Source organism: Vibrio sp. OPT46 (assembly GCF_015163535.1).
Lineage (GTDB): Bacteria > Pseudomonadota > Gammaproteobacteria > Enterobacterales > Vibrionaceae > Vibrio > Vibrio alginolyticus.
Genome location: NZ_JADDYG010000254.1, coordinates 70,836 through 88,851 on the forward strand (window position 1 = coordinate 70,836; position 18,016 = coordinate 88,851).

The 18,016-nt window shown below is 43.6% G+C and carries 24 protein-coding genes; 5 read left to right on the forward strand and 19 right to left on the reverse strand.

The window, feature by feature from the left end; translation table 11 throughout:
• Window positions 1-273 precede the first annotated feature (273 nt).
• The gene (locus IQR33_RS11895; protein WP_193837874.1) at window positions 274-1,656 is read left to right on the forward strand and encodes an HlyD family type I secretion periplasmic adaptor subunit; all 1,383 of its coding nucleotides are present in this window, start codon (window positions 274-276) and stop codon (window positions 1,654-1,656) included.
• 234 nt (window positions 1,657-1,890) lie between these two features.
• Here IQR33_RS11895 and IQR33_RS11900 read toward each other — a convergent pair whose 3' ends face one another.
• The 3 genes from IQR33_RS11900 to IQR33_RS11910 form a co-directional block, all read right to left on the reverse strand.
• Window positions 1,891-2,412, reverse strand: a complete 522-nt coding sequence (locus IQR33_RS11900) for a hypothetical protein (RefSeq protein WP_017634092.1) — start codon at window positions 2,410-2,412, stop codon at window positions 1,891-1,893.
• Window positions 2,413-2,722: 310 nt separating this feature from the next.
• Entirely contained in the window at window positions 2,723-3,352 is a 630-nt protein-coding gene (locus IQR33_RS11905; RefSeq protein WP_053307330.1) for a tyrosine-type recombinase/integrase, read from the reverse strand.
• Entirely contained in the window at window positions 3,352-3,810 is a 459-nt protein-coding gene (locus tag IQR33_RS11910; RefSeq protein ID WP_193837875.1) for a hypothetical protein, read from the reverse strand. Before IQR33_RS11910 ends, IQR33_RS11905 begins: the two co-directional genes overlap by 1 nt.
• A 1,045-nt stretch (window positions 3,811-4,855) precedes the next feature.
• Between IQR33_RS11910 and IQR33_RS11915 the strand changes: the two genes are divergently transcribed.
• Window positions 4,856-5,743 (forward strand): hypothetical protein, encoded by an 888-nt coding sequence (locus IQR33_RS11915; protein ID WP_017634088.1) that lies wholly within the window; start codon window positions 4,856-4,858, stop codon window positions 5,741-5,743.
• A 108-nt stretch (window positions 5,744-5,851) separates the two neighbouring features.
• Here the strand turns inward: IQR33_RS11915 and IQR33_RS11920 are convergent, their stop codons facing one another.
• Window positions 5,852-7,348, reverse strand: coding sequence for a hypothetical protein (locus IQR33_RS11920; protein ID WP_017634087.1), 1,497 nt, complete (start codon window positions 7,346-7,348; stop codon window positions 5,852-5,854).
• Complete coding sequence (locus tag IQR33_RS11925) at window positions 7,341-8,735, reverse strand: hypothetical protein (RefSeq protein ID WP_017634086.1); 1,395 nt, start codon at window positions 8,733-8,735, stop codon at window positions 7,341-7,343. The genes IQR33_RS11920 and IQR33_RS11925 overlap by 8 nt, the downstream gene beginning before the upstream one ends.
• A gap of 307 nt (window positions 8,736-9,042) precedes the next feature.
• On the opposite strand from IQR33_RS11925, the gene IQR33_RS11930 reads away from it, so the two are divergent.
• Both IQR33_RS11930 and IQR33_RS11935 read left to right on the forward strand, forming a co-directional pair.
• On the forward strand, window positions 9,043-9,438 hold the full coding sequence (locus IQR33_RS11930; RefSeq protein ID WP_054579108.1) for a hypothetical protein: 396 nt from the start codon (window positions 9,043-9,045) through the stop codon (window positions 9,436-9,438).
• Window positions 9,435-9,911, forward strand: a complete 477-nt coding sequence (locus IQR33_RS11935; RefSeq protein WP_193837876.1) for a hypothetical protein — start codon at window positions 9,435-9,437, stop codon at window positions 9,909-9,911. Before IQR33_RS11930 ends, IQR33_RS11935 begins: the two co-directional genes overlap by 4 nt.
• A gap of 483 nt (window positions 9,912-10,394) precedes the next feature.
• Here IQR33_RS11935 and IQR33_RS11940 read toward each other — a convergent pair whose 3' ends face one another.
• The 14 genes from IQR33_RS11940 to IQR33_RS12005 form a co-directional block, all read right to left on the reverse strand.
• Entirely contained in the window at window positions 10,395-10,559 is a 165-nt protein-coding gene (locus tag IQR33_RS11940) for a hypothetical protein (protein WP_170894064.1), read from the reverse strand.
• A 57-nt stretch (window positions 10,560-10,616) separates the two neighbouring features.
• Window positions 10,617-10,778, reverse strand: coding sequence for a hypothetical protein (locus tag IQR33_RS11945; protein ID WP_017634083.1), 162 nt, complete (start codon window positions 10,776-10,778; stop codon window positions 10,617-10,619).
• A 537-nt stretch (window positions 10,779-11,315) separates the two neighbouring features.
• Window positions 11,316-11,549 (reverse strand): hypothetical protein, encoded by a 234-nt coding sequence (locus IQR33_RS11950; RefSeq protein WP_017634082.1) that lies wholly within the window; start codon window positions 11,547-11,549, stop codon window positions 11,316-11,318.
• Window positions 11,527-11,769 carry a hypothetical protein gene (locus IQR33_RS11955; RefSeq protein WP_017634081.1) on the reverse strand — a complete coding sequence of 81 codons (243 nt, stop codon included), beginning with the start codon at window positions 11,767-11,769 and terminating at the stop codon, window positions 11,527-11,529. Before IQR33_RS11955 ends, IQR33_RS11950 begins: the two co-directional genes overlap by 23 nt.
• Window positions 11,762-12,058 (reverse strand): HU family DNA-binding protein, encoded by a 297-nt coding sequence (locus IQR33_RS11960; RefSeq protein WP_017634080.1) that lies wholly within the window; start codon window positions 12,056-12,058, stop codon window positions 11,762-11,764. The genes IQR33_RS11955 and IQR33_RS11960 overlap by 8 nt, the downstream gene beginning before the upstream one ends.
• Entirely contained in the window at window positions 12,058-12,381 is a 324-nt protein-coding gene (locus IQR33_RS11965) for an HU family DNA-binding protein (protein ID WP_017634079.1), read from the reverse strand. Before IQR33_RS11965 ends, IQR33_RS11960 begins: the two co-directional genes overlap by 1 nt.
• Window positions 12,360-12,629 (reverse strand): hypothetical protein, encoded by a 270-nt coding sequence (locus IQR33_RS11970; RefSeq protein ID WP_017634078.1) that lies wholly within the window; start codon window positions 12,627-12,629, stop codon window positions 12,360-12,362. The genes IQR33_RS11965 and IQR33_RS11970 overlap by 22 nt, the downstream gene beginning before the upstream one ends.
• Before the next feature lie 119 nt (window positions 12,630-12,748).
• Entirely contained in the window at window positions 12,749-13,447 is a 699-nt protein-coding gene (locus tag IQR33_RS11975) for a hypothetical protein (RefSeq protein ID WP_017634077.1), read from the reverse strand.
• 26 nt (window positions 13,448-13,473) lie between these two features.
• On the reverse strand, window positions 13,474-14,202 hold the full coding sequence (locus IQR33_RS11980; RefSeq protein ID WP_054579109.1) for a VRR-NUC domain-containing protein: 729 nt from the start codon (window positions 14,200-14,202) through the stop codon (window positions 13,474-13,476).
• A 2-nt stretch (window positions 14,203-14,204) separates the two neighbouring features.
• Window positions 14,205-14,585 (reverse strand): hypothetical protein, encoded by a 381-nt coding sequence (locus IQR33_RS11985; RefSeq protein ID WP_017634075.1) that lies wholly within the window; start codon window positions 14,583-14,585, stop codon window positions 14,205-14,207.
• 89 nt (window positions 14,586-14,674) lie between these two features.
• A complete protein-coding gene (locus IQR33_RS11990) occupies window positions 14,675-14,974 on the reverse strand; it encodes a hypothetical protein (RefSeq protein ID WP_193837877.1) in 300 nt (99 codons plus the stop codon).
• A gap of 3 nt (window positions 14,975-14,977) precedes the next feature.
• Complete coding sequence (locus IQR33_RS11995; protein WP_193837878.1) at window positions 14,978-15,469, reverse strand: single-stranded DNA-binding protein; 492 nt, start codon at window positions 15,467-15,469, stop codon at window positions 14,978-14,980.
• 3 nt (window positions 15,470-15,472) lie between these two features.
• Window positions 15,473-15,775, reverse strand: a complete 303-nt coding sequence (locus tag IQR33_RS12000) for a helix-turn-helix domain-containing protein (RefSeq protein WP_017634072.1) — start codon at window positions 15,773-15,775, stop codon at window positions 15,473-15,475.
• On the reverse strand, window positions 15,750-16,181 hold the full coding sequence (locus tag IQR33_RS12005; RefSeq protein WP_017634071.1) for a hypothetical protein: 432 nt from the start codon (window positions 16,179-16,181) through the stop codon (window positions 15,750-15,752). Before IQR33_RS12005 ends, IQR33_RS12000 begins: the two co-directional genes overlap by 26 nt.
• 127 nt (window positions 16,182-16,308) lie before the next feature.
• Between IQR33_RS12005 and IQR33_RS12010 the strand changes: the two genes are divergently transcribed.
• Window positions 16,309-16,554, forward strand: a complete 246-nt coding sequence (locus tag IQR33_RS12010) for a hypothetical protein (RefSeq protein WP_193837879.1) — start codon at window positions 16,309-16,311, stop codon at window positions 16,552-16,554.
• The last annotated feature ends 1,462 nt before the right edge of the window (window positions 16,555-18,016 follow it).

Here is an 18,016-nt window from a genome sequence, read left to right on the forward strand (position 1 = left end):
GCTTTATTTTCTATTTTTATACTAATAATGCACGTTACAGACCCCGAAAGCGCGCCATATGAGCCGCTATAGAATGCTTTAAGCAACATTTTGACACCCAAGAGGAGCATTGTTCCTTATCATCCTACTATAATCATAGAGCAACCTATATGAGTTAAAAGGCCGTTTTCTGTACTCGGTCTATCGTACTGATTTTTTCATATTAGGTCGTTTCAGTCTTCAAGGTGTTAAAGTTGGTATACTAAAACTAAATTATTATAAATGAGCGCAAACATGAAACAAAAGAACTACAACAAACTTAACGATGATGAGTTAGAGTTTGTTAATGACAAGGTCGCAGCCTTACTCCTGACAAGTCCTAGGAGTGCTCGTTTGTTGCTCTGGATAATGGTGAGTCTTTCAATTGTGATGGTTGGTTGGGCATCTTTTTCTGAGATAGATAAAGTCATTGTCGGTTTAGGGAAAGTCATTCCTTCCTCACAGGTTCAAGTTATACAAAACTTGGAAGGCGGGTTAATTAAAGAAATTTTAGTAAAAGAAGGTCAATTAGTCGAAAAAGGTCAACCATTAATTCTCATCGATGACACGCTCTTTCGTTCAGATTTTCGTGAGCATGAACAACAAGTCGCTAACTTGAGTGCATCTGTATTACAATTGACAGCCTCGATAAATAGCGTTCAAGTTAACAATGACTTTGACATTAAAGATTGGCGACAAAATGTCACACTAAACTATGACCAGCTAATGTTCCCATCATTTTTAGAAGAAACTCAACCTGAACTAATCCTACGTCAAAAAGCAGAGTATCTCGAAAACTTAAATAATATACGCAACCAGATATCAGTGATTGATCAGCAAGTCATACAGAAACAACAGGATTTGATTGAAATAAAAGCACGAGTAGAAAACTTACGTAGGAGTTATCAATATGCAAAAAAGGAATTGGATATTACCAAACCTCTAGCTGACGAAGGTATAGTTCCACGCATTGAATTACTTAAATTACAACGACAAGCCAATGATAGCAGGCGTGAAATGACATCTAGCAAGCTTAAAATTCCCGTATTAGAGTCATTAATTCAAGAGTTCATGCTTAAACGAATAGAGGTCGCGCTACAATTCCGATCTGAACAACAAGAAAAACTTAATAGCACCCAAGATCAACTATCTTCTTTGGTAAAGTCTACAGTTAACTTAGAAGATAAAGTCAATAGAACCGTGGTTTACTCACCAGTAACGGGAAAAATTAAAACGTTGAGCATAAATACAGTTGGTGGAGTTATTCAACCAGGTATGGATATCGTTGAAATTGTGCCAACCGAAGACGCTCTACTGATAGAGGCAAAAATAGCACCAAAAGATATTGCATTTTTACGTCCTGAGCTACCTGTTATTGTCAAGCTTACCGCTTATGATTTTAGTAAGTACGGTGGTTTAAAAGGGGAGTTAGAACACATTAGTGCAGACACAATCCAGGATGAAGAAGGTAACGACTTTTATGTAGTACGTATACGTACTGATAAAACTAATCTCGGTGATAAAGATCTACCAATCATTCCAGGAATGACAACATCAGTTGACATAATAACCGGAAAGAGGACCATTTTAGAATACTTAATGGGGCCAATTCTAAATACAAAAAACACAACAGATTAATAACTTACACTGTTTTCACAAATCGTGATACCCGTTACCATTGAAGATGTTTAACTTCTTATGAAATTGGACCTATAAAGCCTAAGTTGCACAATTACAGTAGCCGCAAACATTTGACCGAGAATACGTACTTTCATATATGTCTCTATGGGCCCCCTCATCGCATTGTCACTAACTAATGAATATTAGTATATTAGGAACTAGTGTTCGGAATTATTCTAAATGAATAGAATATTACTTTAACCGTACACTACTAACTTTTTCAATGTGTAATAATACGTCCATTACATCGCTGTGAGCCTTGAGTAACTTTCTCTTAGCAATCGTCCATGCCGCCAATTTCCCATAAGCGTTCACACTTACCTTAATGGAATGCTCATGCTTCTGGTTGTTCTCATCGTACTTGGTGTACCGCGCTACGTAGTATTGCTTACCATCGATGGTAGTTAACCGTGGTTCAAGACTTTTCGGCAAGCGCGCCAGCAAGTTGAATTGCTTACGAACGCGATCCCAACAACGCCCCCATAGTTCCTTGCCGATTTGGTTGCGTATTTTGGTTGCCTTGCGTAGACCTTTCTTTTCACCAATGCGAACAAACCCGACAGAGCGACGAATATAGCCCCCTTCCGGCTTAGGCACACTAACGGCATAACAGGTCTTTTTCTTGGTGATGAATCGATAGCCTGTGTTAGATACGAAATAAGCATAAGCGTTACGACACTCTGACACTCTATAACCCTCAAATAAACAAAACATGTAATTCCTTTCGGTTGGATTTGGCTGGCCATTGTTGCCCTTTCTTGGCCAAATGGATAACGTTACAGTGTAACTATGTTTTCTTATATTCCTAATTAATGCGACAGATTGATAGTCTTTAGGTCGTCATAACTGCAACCAAGCACCAGCTTGATTGCCTTTTTGCTGAACCCTTTTTTCATTAATTCTCTTACCTTTGGTTTAAGGTCATTCGGAATTGAGGTTCGGGAAAGTTCCTGTTGTCGAAGCTTAAATTCGTTTACTCGTAAGTTCGCGTTCATTAGAGCCTTACACATAATTTCCCCTCCCTCTATTCTGCCTTTGGTTTTAATGAAATGCCTGTTGTGTACTCTTTCGCTTCGTCGTGGAACGTTCTTAAGTAGTGGTCAGTCACGGCAACACTAGAGTGACCAAGCGCGTCCTTAATCACTTTCAAAGAGGCTTTCTTTTCAAGCAGGAGCATGGCGTACATTTTTCGCATCGAGTGTGTTGATAGCTGATATGGCAATCTCAACTCCATTGCTATGCGCTTATACGCTCGGTTGATATACTGGATGCTGATCGCATTGCCCTTTTTGGCCAAGTGGTGATTAGATTGAAACATCAACTCATTATGGCCATTGTGTAAGTAGATACGTTTAATTAGTTCTTCCAGTTCGGCATTAACGTGAATGGTGATTCGAGCGGCCTCTTTAGCGGCTTTTTCGCTCTTACCTCGGGCCATACGGCCTTTAAAACCTTTTGATTGAACAATGTTAAATGAAGACCGGATCACGCCATTTATCATCACATCGCTGAATTTTAGCTTCGAAATGTCGCAATAACGTAAACCTGTACGAACCTCCATTTCAATCATCATAGAGATAAGTGGGTTAATGTCATCCATTAAACGGATTATTTTTTCCAACTCGTCTAAGTCACGCGCAGGGAAAGCAGCCATTAGATCAACTCCACGTGATTAGCATTAACCGTTTTAAACTCGCCACCAACGAACACTTGAATTTGTAGGGTTCGAGATAACAAGCTAAATCCCAAGAATAAGCCTAGTTCGCCATCGACACGCACGAAGTCGTGGTGAATAGGTAAGCGGCCAAAGTGGTTGATCATCTTGGTTTGTGCTTGGATGCTTTGAGCTTCTTTAATTGTGTTTATGGCAAAGCGAAGTTGAGAGCGAATCTTTAGCGCATTATTACCTTTTCGAGCCTTGCTGATCGTGCCTTGCACACAAGGGAAACCGTAGAAATTGCGAATGACGGCGGCGGCTTGTTCTTGGCCTCCACATTCATTAATTAGCTCATCCAAAGAGATAAGAATAAGGTCGTGGTGGCGCTCTTGGATGGCACTGCGTTTACTCGCCCACTCATCCGAAAGCGACACCAATTCATTTTTTTTAAACATTTTTGCTGATCCTTTTTTGGCAAAATGCCAGTGTTTGCTTGGAATACAATATATTCCAAAGGAATATCTTTTTCAACTATGTTCGGAATACTTACATTAAAAGCACGAAGGGTTCCAGAAGTGACCGACTAATCAACTTTTGACAAATAACGCAATAGTGCTCAAAACACCACCAGCAAGAAGTCATTTTTTATCAATATTCCTATGGAATATTTAGGTTCATTCACACAAAATGCCAGGATTAGAAAGCAATCTTAGACATTTAATAAGTTGTTGTTTTTATTGGATTTTATGTCTTTTTGCGTCGATGACCAGCGACAAAACATTGGATAAGTTAGTTTCAGTTCTGTCTAGAACTGAAACTAAAATAGGTTTTTTTGAAACTCGCCACGACAATTACCCGCCTGTGGTAATATAATGACGGTGTTACACCGTCACGCAACACGAACAAATATGCATATCCTCAATTATTATGCGGTATAGGTCACGTTCTCAAAACCTAACTGCTAGTAACGATATGTTTGCATTATTTTGCATATCTAGACAATCAAAGATCACAGTCTCATAATACTCCGCGAACATCAGCTCGGTTGGCGAGAATCCCCTAAACTCTTTCCAAATCAGAGCTATATACGTATTGGCTATCCAGTCAATTGGCTTAAGAGATATAGATATGCACTGCACGTTGAATCAATTAATTCCACTCGAAATACTAGATAAATGTGACCTGTCCCTAGATGTATTTAGCAGCTCGTTCCTTGATGACGCGACCGACATTTGCATGATGCATCTTATCCAATCGCATCCGAACGCACTATGCAATTCATCCATTAATCGTGATGACGTATTAAACTTCGTTCGAGATCACTTCTCCGCTTAAAAAGCAACACTTATAACGTTCTTCTGTTCGTTTTTTATTTAATTCCGAACACAAAAACGGTATGCTACGCATCAAGGATAAAGGTAGGGTTTTTCGTTACTCGCATACGCTCATGGATGGAGTGTAACCTTTATCCTCCAATGTAATTTGGAGCAACCGTTCACCATGATTAATAAAAAAAATACTGAAATTAAAGATTTAAAAGCTATTGATATAGAAACACTTAATCAATTACTTGCAAATAAACAAACGGCAGATGCGCGCCTAAAACGTGCCTTGAAGCACCGCGCGACTTTTTCCGAACAAATAGATGGCAAGGAAGATAGTGGACTATTCAATGATCGCATCGTAGCTGTAGTAAAACGTGGTAATCCAACCACTCGTTTACTTGAGTATATTGAGGCCGCGAAATCAGCCAATAAAGAGCTTTTAGAGCGCGCACCTCAATACTTCAACAGCTCATCTAACTCATTTAAAGAGACGACCGTAATTGAGAACGTCCGTCGCGTTAACATCACAATTAATAAAGCAGCTAGCAGCCAGAAAGTCACTGGCGCACGTCTAGCCAAAAGACTTGAAGCATACCTACGCGACCTCGACCGTAAACTCTCCTACGATCTTCCAGAAGATGAGAAAGAACAGCTCACTAACAATAAAAACACTGCATTGAATGAATTGAAATACTTCAAAGACAATGCAGACGTTGAGTTTAGAAAGCGCGGTCAAGAACACAATGACATTGTAGCTATCATCCATACCTATGATGGCAACAATGGTGGCATTTCTCGCGTAGCTAAAAAGGTTCACGTTAACGCTGGTGGCCTTGTTCTAATTAGGCATCGCTCTTGTAAAGATCACGATGTGCTAATCACGAACAACACCACTGAGGGACGTTCGATATTCGATGAAGCGAATGCTTTTAAGTCGGTACTGTACCCTAACGCTAATATGTATATAGAAAGCGAAGTTGACGCTATTCGTGAAGCCAGAAAAGAGCTTAGAAGCAAGAACGAAAGCAAAGCACGTTCGCAGTTCGATGGATTAGTGAACTAAGGTTTTAAGCTAAATTATTGTTGTTCCGCTTTGATTGGTGATTTGGTGGCGATATTTAACGGTATCGCCACCTTTTCATATTACTTTTATATGTTGGCACCAACGGAATTAAGCATCGTCCGATTCAAGCGCTTCCAGTACCCATTGTTCTACTGAACTGCGAGACTCTAGCATGCTCTCTGTTACTTCCATTTCGTGCGGCACATAATCTACCAATTGAGAAAAACAGTATGTATCCCAACGGTCAGGTGATGGGATGTTCATTTTCTCTTTCATCATCGGTTTTGGCATCATTACCCATTGGCCTGACTCGTTGATTGCACAAGGTATTTTACTGCCTTGTTCTGCCGTCTTGACGTTCTTATCTATCTGCATGCGGCCTTGGTTTATCGCATCCCGAGCCATAACATTGGCATAAGCACGCTGGTTAAAGAAACGCTGCTTATCGCTGGTGGAGTGCATCTTCTTACCCCAACGAATGCGCTGTACGCGCCGTCCGTAGCGCTCTAAGCAAGTCGCCGTGTCATAACCTACACCGTCACTATCCACTGCTATCGTGATGTTTGGGTACAAGTCCTCACTACACTCTGCATGGATAATGTCAGCGAACCGAACCGGATCGACCGTGCTTGGTTGTTCAAGCAATTTCACGCTCTTAACGATGCGCTCCATGCGTTGACCCCAAACCTTGCAGATATTGAGTATCGAGCGGTCACGACCATTACCAACGTCCACCAGCGCAGCCCAACCCCAACCATCGGGCATATCGAGGTTGAGCCTTGCGCTTTTGTCCAGCGCATCCCGACTAAGCAGCATGCCAGCAATGGAACTTGGGAACTCCCCACGTACTTTAATCAGGTATTCCGGTGCCTCTCGACCGCCATACTCCAATCGCTTATCGAGGATAAATTCCACGGTTACGAACGGAGATTCCTCGGAGTTAAGCCTGATGGCTCGCCATCGACCACTAGGCTCGGCTAATCGGTGATGCGTATCGTAGAAATAGCCGCTAGGGCGCGTTGGCTGGCTCAATAACAGCATTCGGTTATCTTTCTCGGTCAATGCCCCCGCTAACACACCAAAAGCCTTGTCAGAGACGCCTGACGCCTCATCGACAATAACAAACAAGTGTTTAGCGTGTTCACCCGCTAGCGCTTCCTCGTTACCAATACGGCACGATTTAGCACTGGTTTGCCAGATACCTTTTGCTGAGTTTTCAAAAAAGGCTGTCTCGGTAATGGTGAAGTATTGCTGCAACCAACCATGCTTTTGTAAGAGCGTGTTCCAGTTGGATTTTAGGTACTTCCATACACCGATTTGTACCTGTCTCGCGTTGTTCGCCACTAGCACAACACGCGCATTGGGGAAGCAGAGCATGAAAGCAATGATCATGATACTGGTCATGTCTGACTTGCCTGTACCGTGGCCAGAGCTGACAGTCGTTCGCGCACCAATACGCTGAGCACTATCAATGATTTTGCGCTGCTGCCAGCTCGGCTTCTTACCGACTAGCTCAACAGCGAGGCGTTTCCAGTCATAGCGATACCGCTTAACTAGGGCAGGGTAACGGGGATCTTGTGTTACGCTCTTTATTCTTCTAGCCACCAAGTACCTCGAAGCTGTCTACATCGTCAAACCCCGACACTCCCTCGTTATCGAGGTCATCATAGGCTTGCTCTTTAGCGGCTTCGTTTTGTATTTGGGATGGGGATAGGGTAGGTTCTACGCCGTTCTCTAGGTCTTCGGCTTCTTTGATTCGTCGGTTTACTTCTTCTTTGCGCGCAGGTAGCCAGTTATCTTGCTGCTCAATCTGCTCTAACGTGTAGTCATCAAACAGCTCATCCAGCTCTTGCTCACTGATACCAGTGTCGTCTACTTCTGGCTCTAGGTTCGCTAGTTCTACCTTAGCTTCATGCAATAGCGTTGCTGGTGGACGTGCGCCTAACTTCTCGATTTGCTGACACGTCTCTAAGGCTGTCCAGTTGTTCTTAGTGCGCAGAGAAAGCATTTCTATTACTAGGCTGGTTTCTTCCGCTGGCAGTAAGTGTGGCATCATCAATTCAGCGTATTCCTGTTTACGCAAATCGATGTAGCGCTTGGCCTCTTGTTTGGCCATCGTGGAAATACTCAATTCCAGTTCACGCAATCTGGTGCCATAGCCAAAGATGAGACGGTCACGCATGGCGTTTATGTCTACTGGCTGGTTTTCGTCATCGAGCGGAATGTCTCCGCTTTCTTCCATTTCATCGATCTCTTTAAGGCGTTTAGCTAACGTCTCATTCATTCGGTAATACTGCGAACGGGCAATAATCAGTTCGTTGCAAACCGAAAGCGGATCGGTATCCATGAGAATATCCATGATTTCGCCAGTAATACCCGCACTACGGGCATAACCACCATGCACAACAGGGCGACCCACTTGAGCACTGGAATACTGCGAAAGTCCCTCAACTGATCGCGGCTTGCGCAGTGATCCAATACCCCCTGTTTTCGCGCGATCGCCTTGCGCACTTTGCGCTTGCGCAGTTGCCCCCGCTTCTTTGGACTTTGATTTATCAGCTCTTTTTTTCTTCTTGTCGTTTTTCGCTTCTTGAAATTTCGCTAATTGCTCATCGTAAAGATCAAATAATCGATCAAACTCGGGCAGCGATCGCATGGAATTAAACTGGCGGCGCAATGTCGCACCATTCACCCCTTTATCTTTCGCAAAAGCGGCCATCGTGAGCGTTGGGTTTTGAGCGCCACGCACGAGAAATTCTTTCAAAAGGGAATGCCAGTCATTGCCCTGACTGGTCTTTTTCGCTTTGATTTTTGGCATAACGGACGGTTGGAACTTGCCGCCCGTTTTGGCTGGCCGTTTTATATATCGCTTAGCGGTGCCGTACTTCAATCCGTTGGCTTCGCAATACTCGGCCAGCGTCAAAGTCGGCTGCTTCTCTAACTGCTCCCAAAACTGCTGTTGGTGAGCCTGATAGTCAATCTTGCCGGACACGGTTAAACCCCATTCATTTTGTTACGTTCGGAATAATACAGAGTTCAAACAGGTGACAACAACACGAACTAGGCCAGTTAAAAAATAATTTAATTGTCAATAATGTTTTAAAGACAAAATTTGATAACGCGACACTAAATAGTATTTACAGTAACGATTTTCTGCATATAATCATGGCCAGCTAGTGAGTAACGCTACTCATGTACAATTGATTCTGCGGCACGATATAGTAATTGGCTGCGTTATCTCACTAGCCACCTTCCCCCATACCCAAGACAACGCGCTACGTGACGAAAGGAATACCCCCTTGAAAGCACCCGAGCGCATCAAATTCAGACACAAAGCCAAAACCAAAGCACGACAAGCCATGTTTAGAACCCGCCAACGGGAAAAGGGATTAACGCTACTTCAAGTGCGAATTTCACGCCTTGCTCACGCAAAAGCATGCGAACAATGCGAACAGAACGGAATTACCCTGACCGAGCTGTATCAGTTGGCCATCAACAACACTGATCCAAACCAACTACCAGAAAAGCACCCCGAAGTAATCGAGGGCGACCTAGTAGGGGCACGCCAAATCAGTCCTTGGATTGACCCCGAAGTTGCAGAGACGTTTGAGAAATTGGCCACCAACTACCGCAATCGAACCATAGCGATGAGTGCCATCGTCTATGCGTATTGCGCTCGATGCGAAGCTGAATGAGCCGAACTGGACACGCTTGGGGCGCACTGTGCTTTGCGCCCGTTCCTCTCGCCTTAATGGCAGACACAACACCACTGCATTCAATCCTGGCATTTCTTGGTTGCTTAAGCGGTTCGAGCGCACCGGACTGGCTTGAATTTGACAGAATCCCGCACCGAACTTACACCCACATCCTTTCGATATGGCTCGCTGCAACGGTTTATGGCTATCATTTAGCGATAGGGGGCACATTAATACCCATTGAGGCGTTAGAAGCCACCAGCACGATTCTAGGTGCGATTCTGTGTGGATTTGGATGCGGTTGTGTGTCGCATTGGCTTGGGGATGTGTTAAACCGCCAACCAGTGCCGATTTTTACCCCATTTGATAGGTACTGTTTGAATCTATTCGCTTCGGGGAGCCACCAGCGAATCACATGCGTATTCATTTTCTCGGTAGCGTGTATTTTAGTTGGTTTTTTACGGCCTTTATAATTCCGAATAGACTTTTTAAAAATGATGTTTTTAACATAAGAAAAGGCCACATTTTACCGTGGCCTTTTGATTTTGAGGAGTTGTCAATAACAGGTAATTCAATAACCAATCAATTGGCCATCTATATTTTGGAGTATCCACGTCCATTTTCTTGCGAGCGAGGTAAATATAGAACACTAAAAATGCCTCTTCAATAGGTTGAAACACGACACATAAAAAGAGCCAGTATTTCTACCAGCTCTTTTGCAAACCTTCTTTGAATCACTCGCCGAAGCTGTACGCTTCACACGAAAACAAGGCAATTATATTGATACTTACCTCGAAAAATCAAGAAAAAAGCGCCAATGGAATAACCAAAGGCGCTTGAGCACAGTTGTCTAAGATTTTTAAAGGAAAACACGGTCGTCACAATGGCAACTATTTAACTCGCGTATACATAAATTTATCCGTTCGGAATGCTAGTTTCAAGTATTTTTTACCTAGCTACTCGCCTAGCTCTTTACTAGAAACACTGGCTAGCTCATCACTATGTGCCGTGTGGGCATTTAAACCATTCAATAGCTCTGCCTCTGTAAACAATGAGCGTTTCTTTTTGTTCTTAGTCGCCTTGGGAACTGTTTTACCTTTCTTTTGTGCTTGAGTACGCATGCTTCACCTTTTGTAGTGCATCGCTTTGTTAATACTATGCTCTTTACTCCACTCAATCTAGCTGACGCTTTCAGTTTGCTTAAGGTGATTGTTTATTTCGTGAATCATCTTGCGTAAGGAGTTATCCAGCTCTTTGGTGTACAGCTTATCCTTGGCCAGCTCTCGCTTAAGGATGCGGTCGTGTTTGCGATGCCAGAATAGTTCGTGGACTTTTCTCATAGTGCCTGCTCATATAGGCGCTCTTTGGTAGGGGATAGATAGAACAAAGGGCTAACCCTCTTTCGAAGATCAACCCTTTGCCCTCTTTGGGAGCCTGTAGGTTTTACCCTACAACGCTTGCACAACCTTATTAGACAAGCGCACCGTATAGGAAGTCGTATCCGTCACTGTCCTACGGGAATAATACTAAACTTATTCCGAACATATCACAATATTAGTTTGCATTTCATTTTGTGATTTTTACCCATTTAAAGATTGTTTCTGTCGCTTTTTTCTGGTGGCTTTCTTGAGTGTTTTATAGTAGCCAATCTTTATCAGAAAGAAGTACCACAGCGCGTTAAGAGGCGTAGCCCTCAACCAAGTCCAGCCACCACGTTGTGAGTTCTTCATGTGGTAACAACATCATGCCGTCACGGCCTTTTCTGGCTTGTTCTAGCGCCTTTTCCAGAAACTCAAACTTAAGGTCGAACGGAGGATTGCACCACCAGCCATCTTCCCATTCACCTTGTAGGCCATCGAACCCAACACAAACAGGGTTTAGGAGCTGAGCTGCCTTGTGTTTTGGCTTAAGCTCGGCTGTTCGTTAATCCAGTCAGGAGCCACGTAGAAGCGGTTCGCCTTGGCGGTTTGTGGCTCGGCGGCCACGTCTAAAACAAACTGTTTTCCGGTATCACGTCGAAAGAGGAATTGAGCATCAAAGAAATAGTCCCAACGAGTCGCCCATTTGTTCTTTGCGCCCTCGACGGTCTTACTTTTGACTAGGTGCGCCATTCTCTGACTTCTCCCCACTCTTGGCCGCTACAGTAATGCGCTCTATGCGCTCTGCGTCCAAATCAATCTTCACTCGCTCTATCTTTGGATAGACCACCAATCCATAAAAGCTGTATGTGCCAATACCGACAACAGCCACCAGCGCTAACACAATGGTTATAGCCAGTAGCCGAACGGAGCCGATAAAGACACGTAGCCCAATTGCCTTACTATCATTCATGGACGCGTACCATGTCCTTGTAAGCAGAGAACAATACGCTGTGCTCGGTTTTGACACCTAAGCGCTCTTTCGTCGCCGGATTAATGGTTGTGCGTTCACGCTCTATGTGACGGAAACGGCCAAAGCCTCGAATTTGCACCTCACGGCCTTTCGCAATCTCAACCAGAATGTGATTGATCATTGCATCCAGACAATCGCCCACCAGCTCTGCATCATCACCAGTAAGCTTTAAGCCAAGGCGTTTAGAAATGTTTCTTTCAATGTCAGTTCGGTTTAAGCGTGTACTCATTAATGTGCCCCCTTGATCTCGTTTACCTTGCTTGCCAGCTCATCGCGGAATACATCCGATGCACTAAAAGTCAGCTTGTCTCGCGCAGCTACAATCGCTGGTGCTCCCGTTTTTGGATTACGGCCAGCTCGCGCTTTCTTAAGGCGAGGTGCGAACGTACCGAAACCACTAAGCAATACAGCATTGCCCTCAATCATGGTTTGAGTTGAGATTTCTTCGATAAAGGCATCAAAAACCAGCTCGCATTCTTCACGTAATGCGCCCGTTTCTTTTTTCATTGCTGAGATCAGTTCGTGCTTACCTACGGCTTTTTGTTTAGACACGCTAAGTCCTCTTGAATATCTTTCAGATAAATTCCGTGCTGTTGGCCTAGAAGATTGATGGCGTAAAGAACCAGTTCTTCTCGACTGCTACAGCCAAGTTCTATTTGGAGTCGCCTAATTTGCTCTCGTTGTGTCGCGCTGGCGCGGTAGTATTGACGTTTAATGTCAAACCTAGCCATCTTGGCAAGATGACGATTCCAGCGCTGCTGAGGGGTTAAGGCGTTTTTCTTGGGTTTACGTCCTGCCATTAGACGATTATAACCATTCCGAACACACCGTAAACATTCCGAACACAATTTCTGTTTTTAATACAAAAAAATACCGCCCATATAGGCGGCATTTGTGGAAAGATGATCAAGGATTGGCGTTAAGCTCGTTTGAACTCCGAAAAGTGGCTGCGCATGCCATCACGAACTTTGAGAGGCGTTTTGCGCAGCTTGGCGCGTGTCGCTGTGTCGTATAAGTATTGTTCCCATTCCCAATAGGACATATCACGTAGTCGGCCTACTGGCTCACCAACACTATTCATGAATATGTAGGTGTTCTTGGCTTGGCCGTTCGGGATTGAGTTGCCATTACCATCCAATATCTCAAAGACACCTCTCGCACCGACAAACGTCACGGTCAGACCATATTGCGCCGCTGTAGCATCAATCATTGCGCTAGTGAGGTAAACATTCTCGCCAAAGATTTTAGTACGGAGGATTTCACGACGATATTTCTTAATGTCTCGAACCCATTCAAAGATAACGCAGCGAGTATGTGGCGTTCGGATGTTGGTTTTTACTTTGATTAGACCAGCATCGAATAGCATTCTAATGACTCGATAGTTGATCTTCTCTCTTGGTGCAATTGTGTCGCCAGTAGCATCGTAGTCACAAATATGACCACCAGTAAGCCAACGATACGCTTGAGCGCTACCAAATTCCCCTGCGGGAGCATAGCTTAGCAACAACTTGTCATAGTAAAGGTAATCGCATAGGAAGTTACGGACTACCTTTGTTGCTTCTAACACGTCTAAATCAACTGGCTTTTGGCCAATGCTGTGGTATTCACTCGCTAACATGAGATAACTAAGCCCTTTTTATATACTTATGCGGCTAGTCTAGTTTTGTTATCAAATGTTGGCAATTGGAGATAGCTATTAATTTGACAAATGCACTCATCAAACCCCTTGGCCACAACCACGTAATACCCTAGATTTTGGAACATTTTTATCTTTTCCTGCTGTTCCTTACTTGGGCGACCTTCTTCCGTTTTCACCTCCAAAAAGAACCCGTGATACACCCCTCTCGGGATAGGAAAAAATATATCTGGCACACCTTTCTTTTGTCCCTCATAGCTCATCATCGAAGCCGCTTTAGGTGTTCGGTAGCCACCATTAGGGATTGAGAAAACCAGCGGGTAAATGTCCTTGTACTGCGTCTCTAACGTGTAGAACAAACGCACCTGTAACCAGTGTTCGGCCAGCTTCGTGTCGTTAAACTCTTTCGGGCGCTTAATCCCTTGTGCAAGGCGCGTTTTGTGTGGTGAATCCAGTTCCACTTTCTTCTGTGTCGCAGCGCGCGCAACGTCAATGTCTTTCTCAAGAATACGGATAAGCCAGGCTGGTAGCTCTGACTTGTCCACCAGCGCAGTATTTGGGACGTTTATCGATACCGGATTGATGATGTGATTAACAGAACGGTTAATCTCGTTAAGTGCTGCATCGATATTGAAGTCGCCGCCGTGGCCAGCTTTCACGCCTTTGCTTTTCCACTTCTTGCGCTTAGCAACTTGGTTTGCGAGAAAAGAGTGATCGAATCGTGGTGCTCTGGCCATAACTAGATAAGCCCTTGTACAACTAAAATCTCTTGCTCCTTACGGCGGTTGAAGTAGGCAAACACCTCGTCCTTGGTGAATTGCTTAGATACCACCTTGCGGCGGCCTCCTTGAGAGAAAACACGCTTAGCAATGTCCTCAGATAGCGTCCAACAAAGTGCAGTTTCGATTTCGGATTCGTCATTGATAGCGCGGTAGGCAGTGATCACCTTGGGTAGCTTGGCGAACGCCTTGCGCTCTGACGACTTCATAACCTTGTGCTTGTTGCGTCTCGGGCACGTAAACAGGGACGACCACACACCTTGATGTTGGTGCGAGCCTTGCGCTTTCCATAACGTTCCAAGCACGTCCCAATAGGTTGAGTCATCTTGGATAGCTGGCACACCAAGGAAGCTCTACAGTAAAAACATCGCTCATCGGGCAATTTCTCCACTACTCAAAAATTGGGATAAGGGAATAGGGTTAAAGTGTTTTATTCTTGGTTAGCAAAGCGCTCTAGGCGTTCTTCTAAGTCATCCAGCCAAACCAGTATTTCGCTACCTTTGTGAACGTAGTCGAGGTAGCTGTCTTGGATTAGTTCGGCCACATGACCCGAACACCCGTTTACTTCTGCCGCGATTGCACGGTTACTGAAATAAAAAGCACTTGGTGTGTCCGTAAAATCCGTTTCGCCTGCCGCCTCGCGCATTTCCATAAGCGCTTTAGTGGTCATTCGACGCAATGCAATCAGTAAGTCGTCTTGAGTTGCTAACGCTAAATTTTGCTTACTCACCGTTCAAGCCGCCACGTAACTCAGCATCTTGTAATGACGAAACTCGTTCTGGAACGGTATTTCATCGTCAAAATCCATTGGTGGCTCGCTGTATTGCTGTTGAGATTGATCCCAACCGCCTTGTTGTTGCTGGCCACCAGCTCGGTTATTGCCAAGCATTTGCATCACGCCATTAAAGCCTTGAACTACTACCTCTGTGCTGTAACGGTCTTGGCCTTGCTTGTCTTTCCATTTGCGAGTCTGCAATTGACCCTCGATGTAAACTTGTGACCCTTTGCGTAGGAACTCCCCCGCTACTTCGGCCAACTTGCCGAACAACACCACTCGATGCCACTCGTTTTTTTCTCGGTTCTCCCCTGTCGCTTTATCGCGCCAAGTTTCGGATGTAGCGATCGTGATATTCGCTACTGCGCCGCCATTTGGCAGGTATCGGATTTCGGGATCTGACCCCAAGTTACCAACCAGAATGACCTTGTTAATGCCTCTTGAAGCCATTCGTTATTCTCCGGTATCTCTCTTTACCGCTTCGTCTCTGTTAGAAATCGCATCACCAAAGAACAAATAACCCACGTCTGTACTTGTGTAGACAGCTATCAGTTCTAGGTTTTGCACCCTTGGGTTCACTTCGCCATTCTCGATTTTTCGATAAGTGTCTGGTGATAACCCGATTAACCTGCTCATTTCGAGTATGGTTAAATCTGCATGCCGTCTCGCTCGCTTGATTCGCGCTGCACGTTGCTGTCTATACTCAAGCGATTGGATTCGAGCGGCCTGTTTAGTCTTTGCGTCTCGCATTTTCATAGAAGCTCTCCACTTCACTTGCTAGTCGTTCTTCCTCGGTTGTAGTCCCCTTAATCAATGCAACGCGATATTCATATAACCGATTCTTTGACCAATCGAGGCAGAGCTTTTGCCACTTGATAACGGCAACCGGATCGGAAAGGTCGTAACCAGTCCCAAAACAGCTACAGCACTCCCACTTGCTAAATAACGACTTGGTGTAACCTGTGCCATTGCAAGTCGGGCAGCGATCCGGTTTGTCGTCCAATGTCACATCGGCATCTTGTAACCGGTTCGCCAGAGCTTCGCGTTCGTCCGTAGGCTCTATGCCCTCGAATGTATCCAGGATTGATGGTGAGCTTTTGTCTCGCTCTCTTTGCCGTTGTTCCAGTTGAGATCGCTTAATTTCAGAAATTATTTCACCCATCAACAATTCCGAACAAGTAAATTTTTAATTCAGTATAAACCCGATTAAAAAACAATTCAAAAATCACCAACACAAAAACCGAAATGATGTATTTTTATATCAGAAAACAGGAAAACGGAATAATATAATGAATCAGAAAGTATCAGAGAACAGCAGAAAAAAAGTTCACAACCAAATCCAAGAAGACGTTAAGGAGTACATGACCAACACCTCTAACAGCGTCTTAGGCTTCGCTTTGGCCAATGCAATTAAGAGCGGTCAGAACAACCTAAATGAATTGTGTAAAATGTGGGAAATCCCAGTAGACAAGCTACTTAGCAAGTTAAACACTTCTCTTTTCAAAGTGGATGATGATGAAGTCCACCTCGCATAGACGGATACGTTTAGCTATCGGGATAAGAGTAATGGAAAGCTTCGGGGAAACTAGAAGCTTTTTTTATCCAATATCTAATCCGAATACTCAAAAATTTAATGTATATATAAAGTTACAAATCATAGATAAATAATTTCCCATTCGGAATAACAGAAAACACAAAATAGCAACAAAAATAAACAATACTAACCAAACAAAACAATAATACTGTCGCGTTACAAATATAGATGAAGGATTGAAAAAGCATCAATCGCGAAAGCTAGTTTGAATTGGTTCATCAAGAAACCTCGTCCGTTAGGTTCCGTAATCATTAAATAACGGTATAGTAAAAAACAGATGCCTTACGTGACCATGACTCCAGATCGTTTAGCATCTTATCGACGTCAAATAGTTGAGTTTAATACTGCCAACACTTAGGCTAATTAGAAATTAGTGGGCAAAAACTAGCCAAAATGATAGGAAGCTTAACCACTTAAGTTGTACGGGGAAGCATTTTTGTTTTTAACAGGATAAGATGAGTTAACAGCAATATATTGAATGCGCTAACCCATCTGCTGGAAGCGGCAACTTTCTTTTGAGGTTAGCATCAAGCAGAAAGGGAAAATGAACATGAATTATTGGATAAAAATCTTGCTCATATCCCGATTCATGTAGAGAAATGAATATTTTTCAAAGCGTTTCTTTATGAAAGGGGAATTATCTGATCACAATGGGACATAAGGACTTGGGAGTTTTCATACGCCTTAACCTGAAAGAGATAACCAACTCGTTTGGGCGTTTGCAAAATTAGCAAAAAGTCTGGAATACTCGGCACTGCAAGACTTGGAACAAAACGTTCCCTAATAACCTTGATTGTGTGAAGAATATAAAAAAAGGCTGGATTCGAAGAACCCAACCTTTAATTAATTAGGAGGTAATTATGTAATCACCAACCAAGCTCGAAGCAGCTAGAAAGCTTCACTTCGTGTATGCGGGTAAACGATGGCGGCCACCATCAAAAACCCTTGTGCGTTGTCTTTCACCATGAGCCTTATCAGGGGAACAAATGGTAAATTTAATTGAACTGATTATAGCGATAATCAATCTCGTCGCCGTTATAGTGCAAGCACTATTCGGTTAACCAACGCTGCTGCTCTAGAAGTACATTGTTGCTTCTAGAGCACACTTACAACTATCCAATAATTAATATTTCCTGTCAATTCGTGTTTTTGTCAAGAACTCACACAAATGCGGTCGCTATTCGTTGTAGCATGCCGTTGTCTATAGCTAGGATCATTAAGTCATCTAAACAACAAAAACTTGTTGTGTATGTGGGAAACTGTGTAAATCTTTGATTTTCCAGTTATCCACATACGCTATAAAGATCTATATTTAACTATATCAATCTATGGAAACTATAGAACTATAAGATCTATAGGAACCGTAACGTATTGATTTTAATGCGGTTTAACTCGCTTAAAGA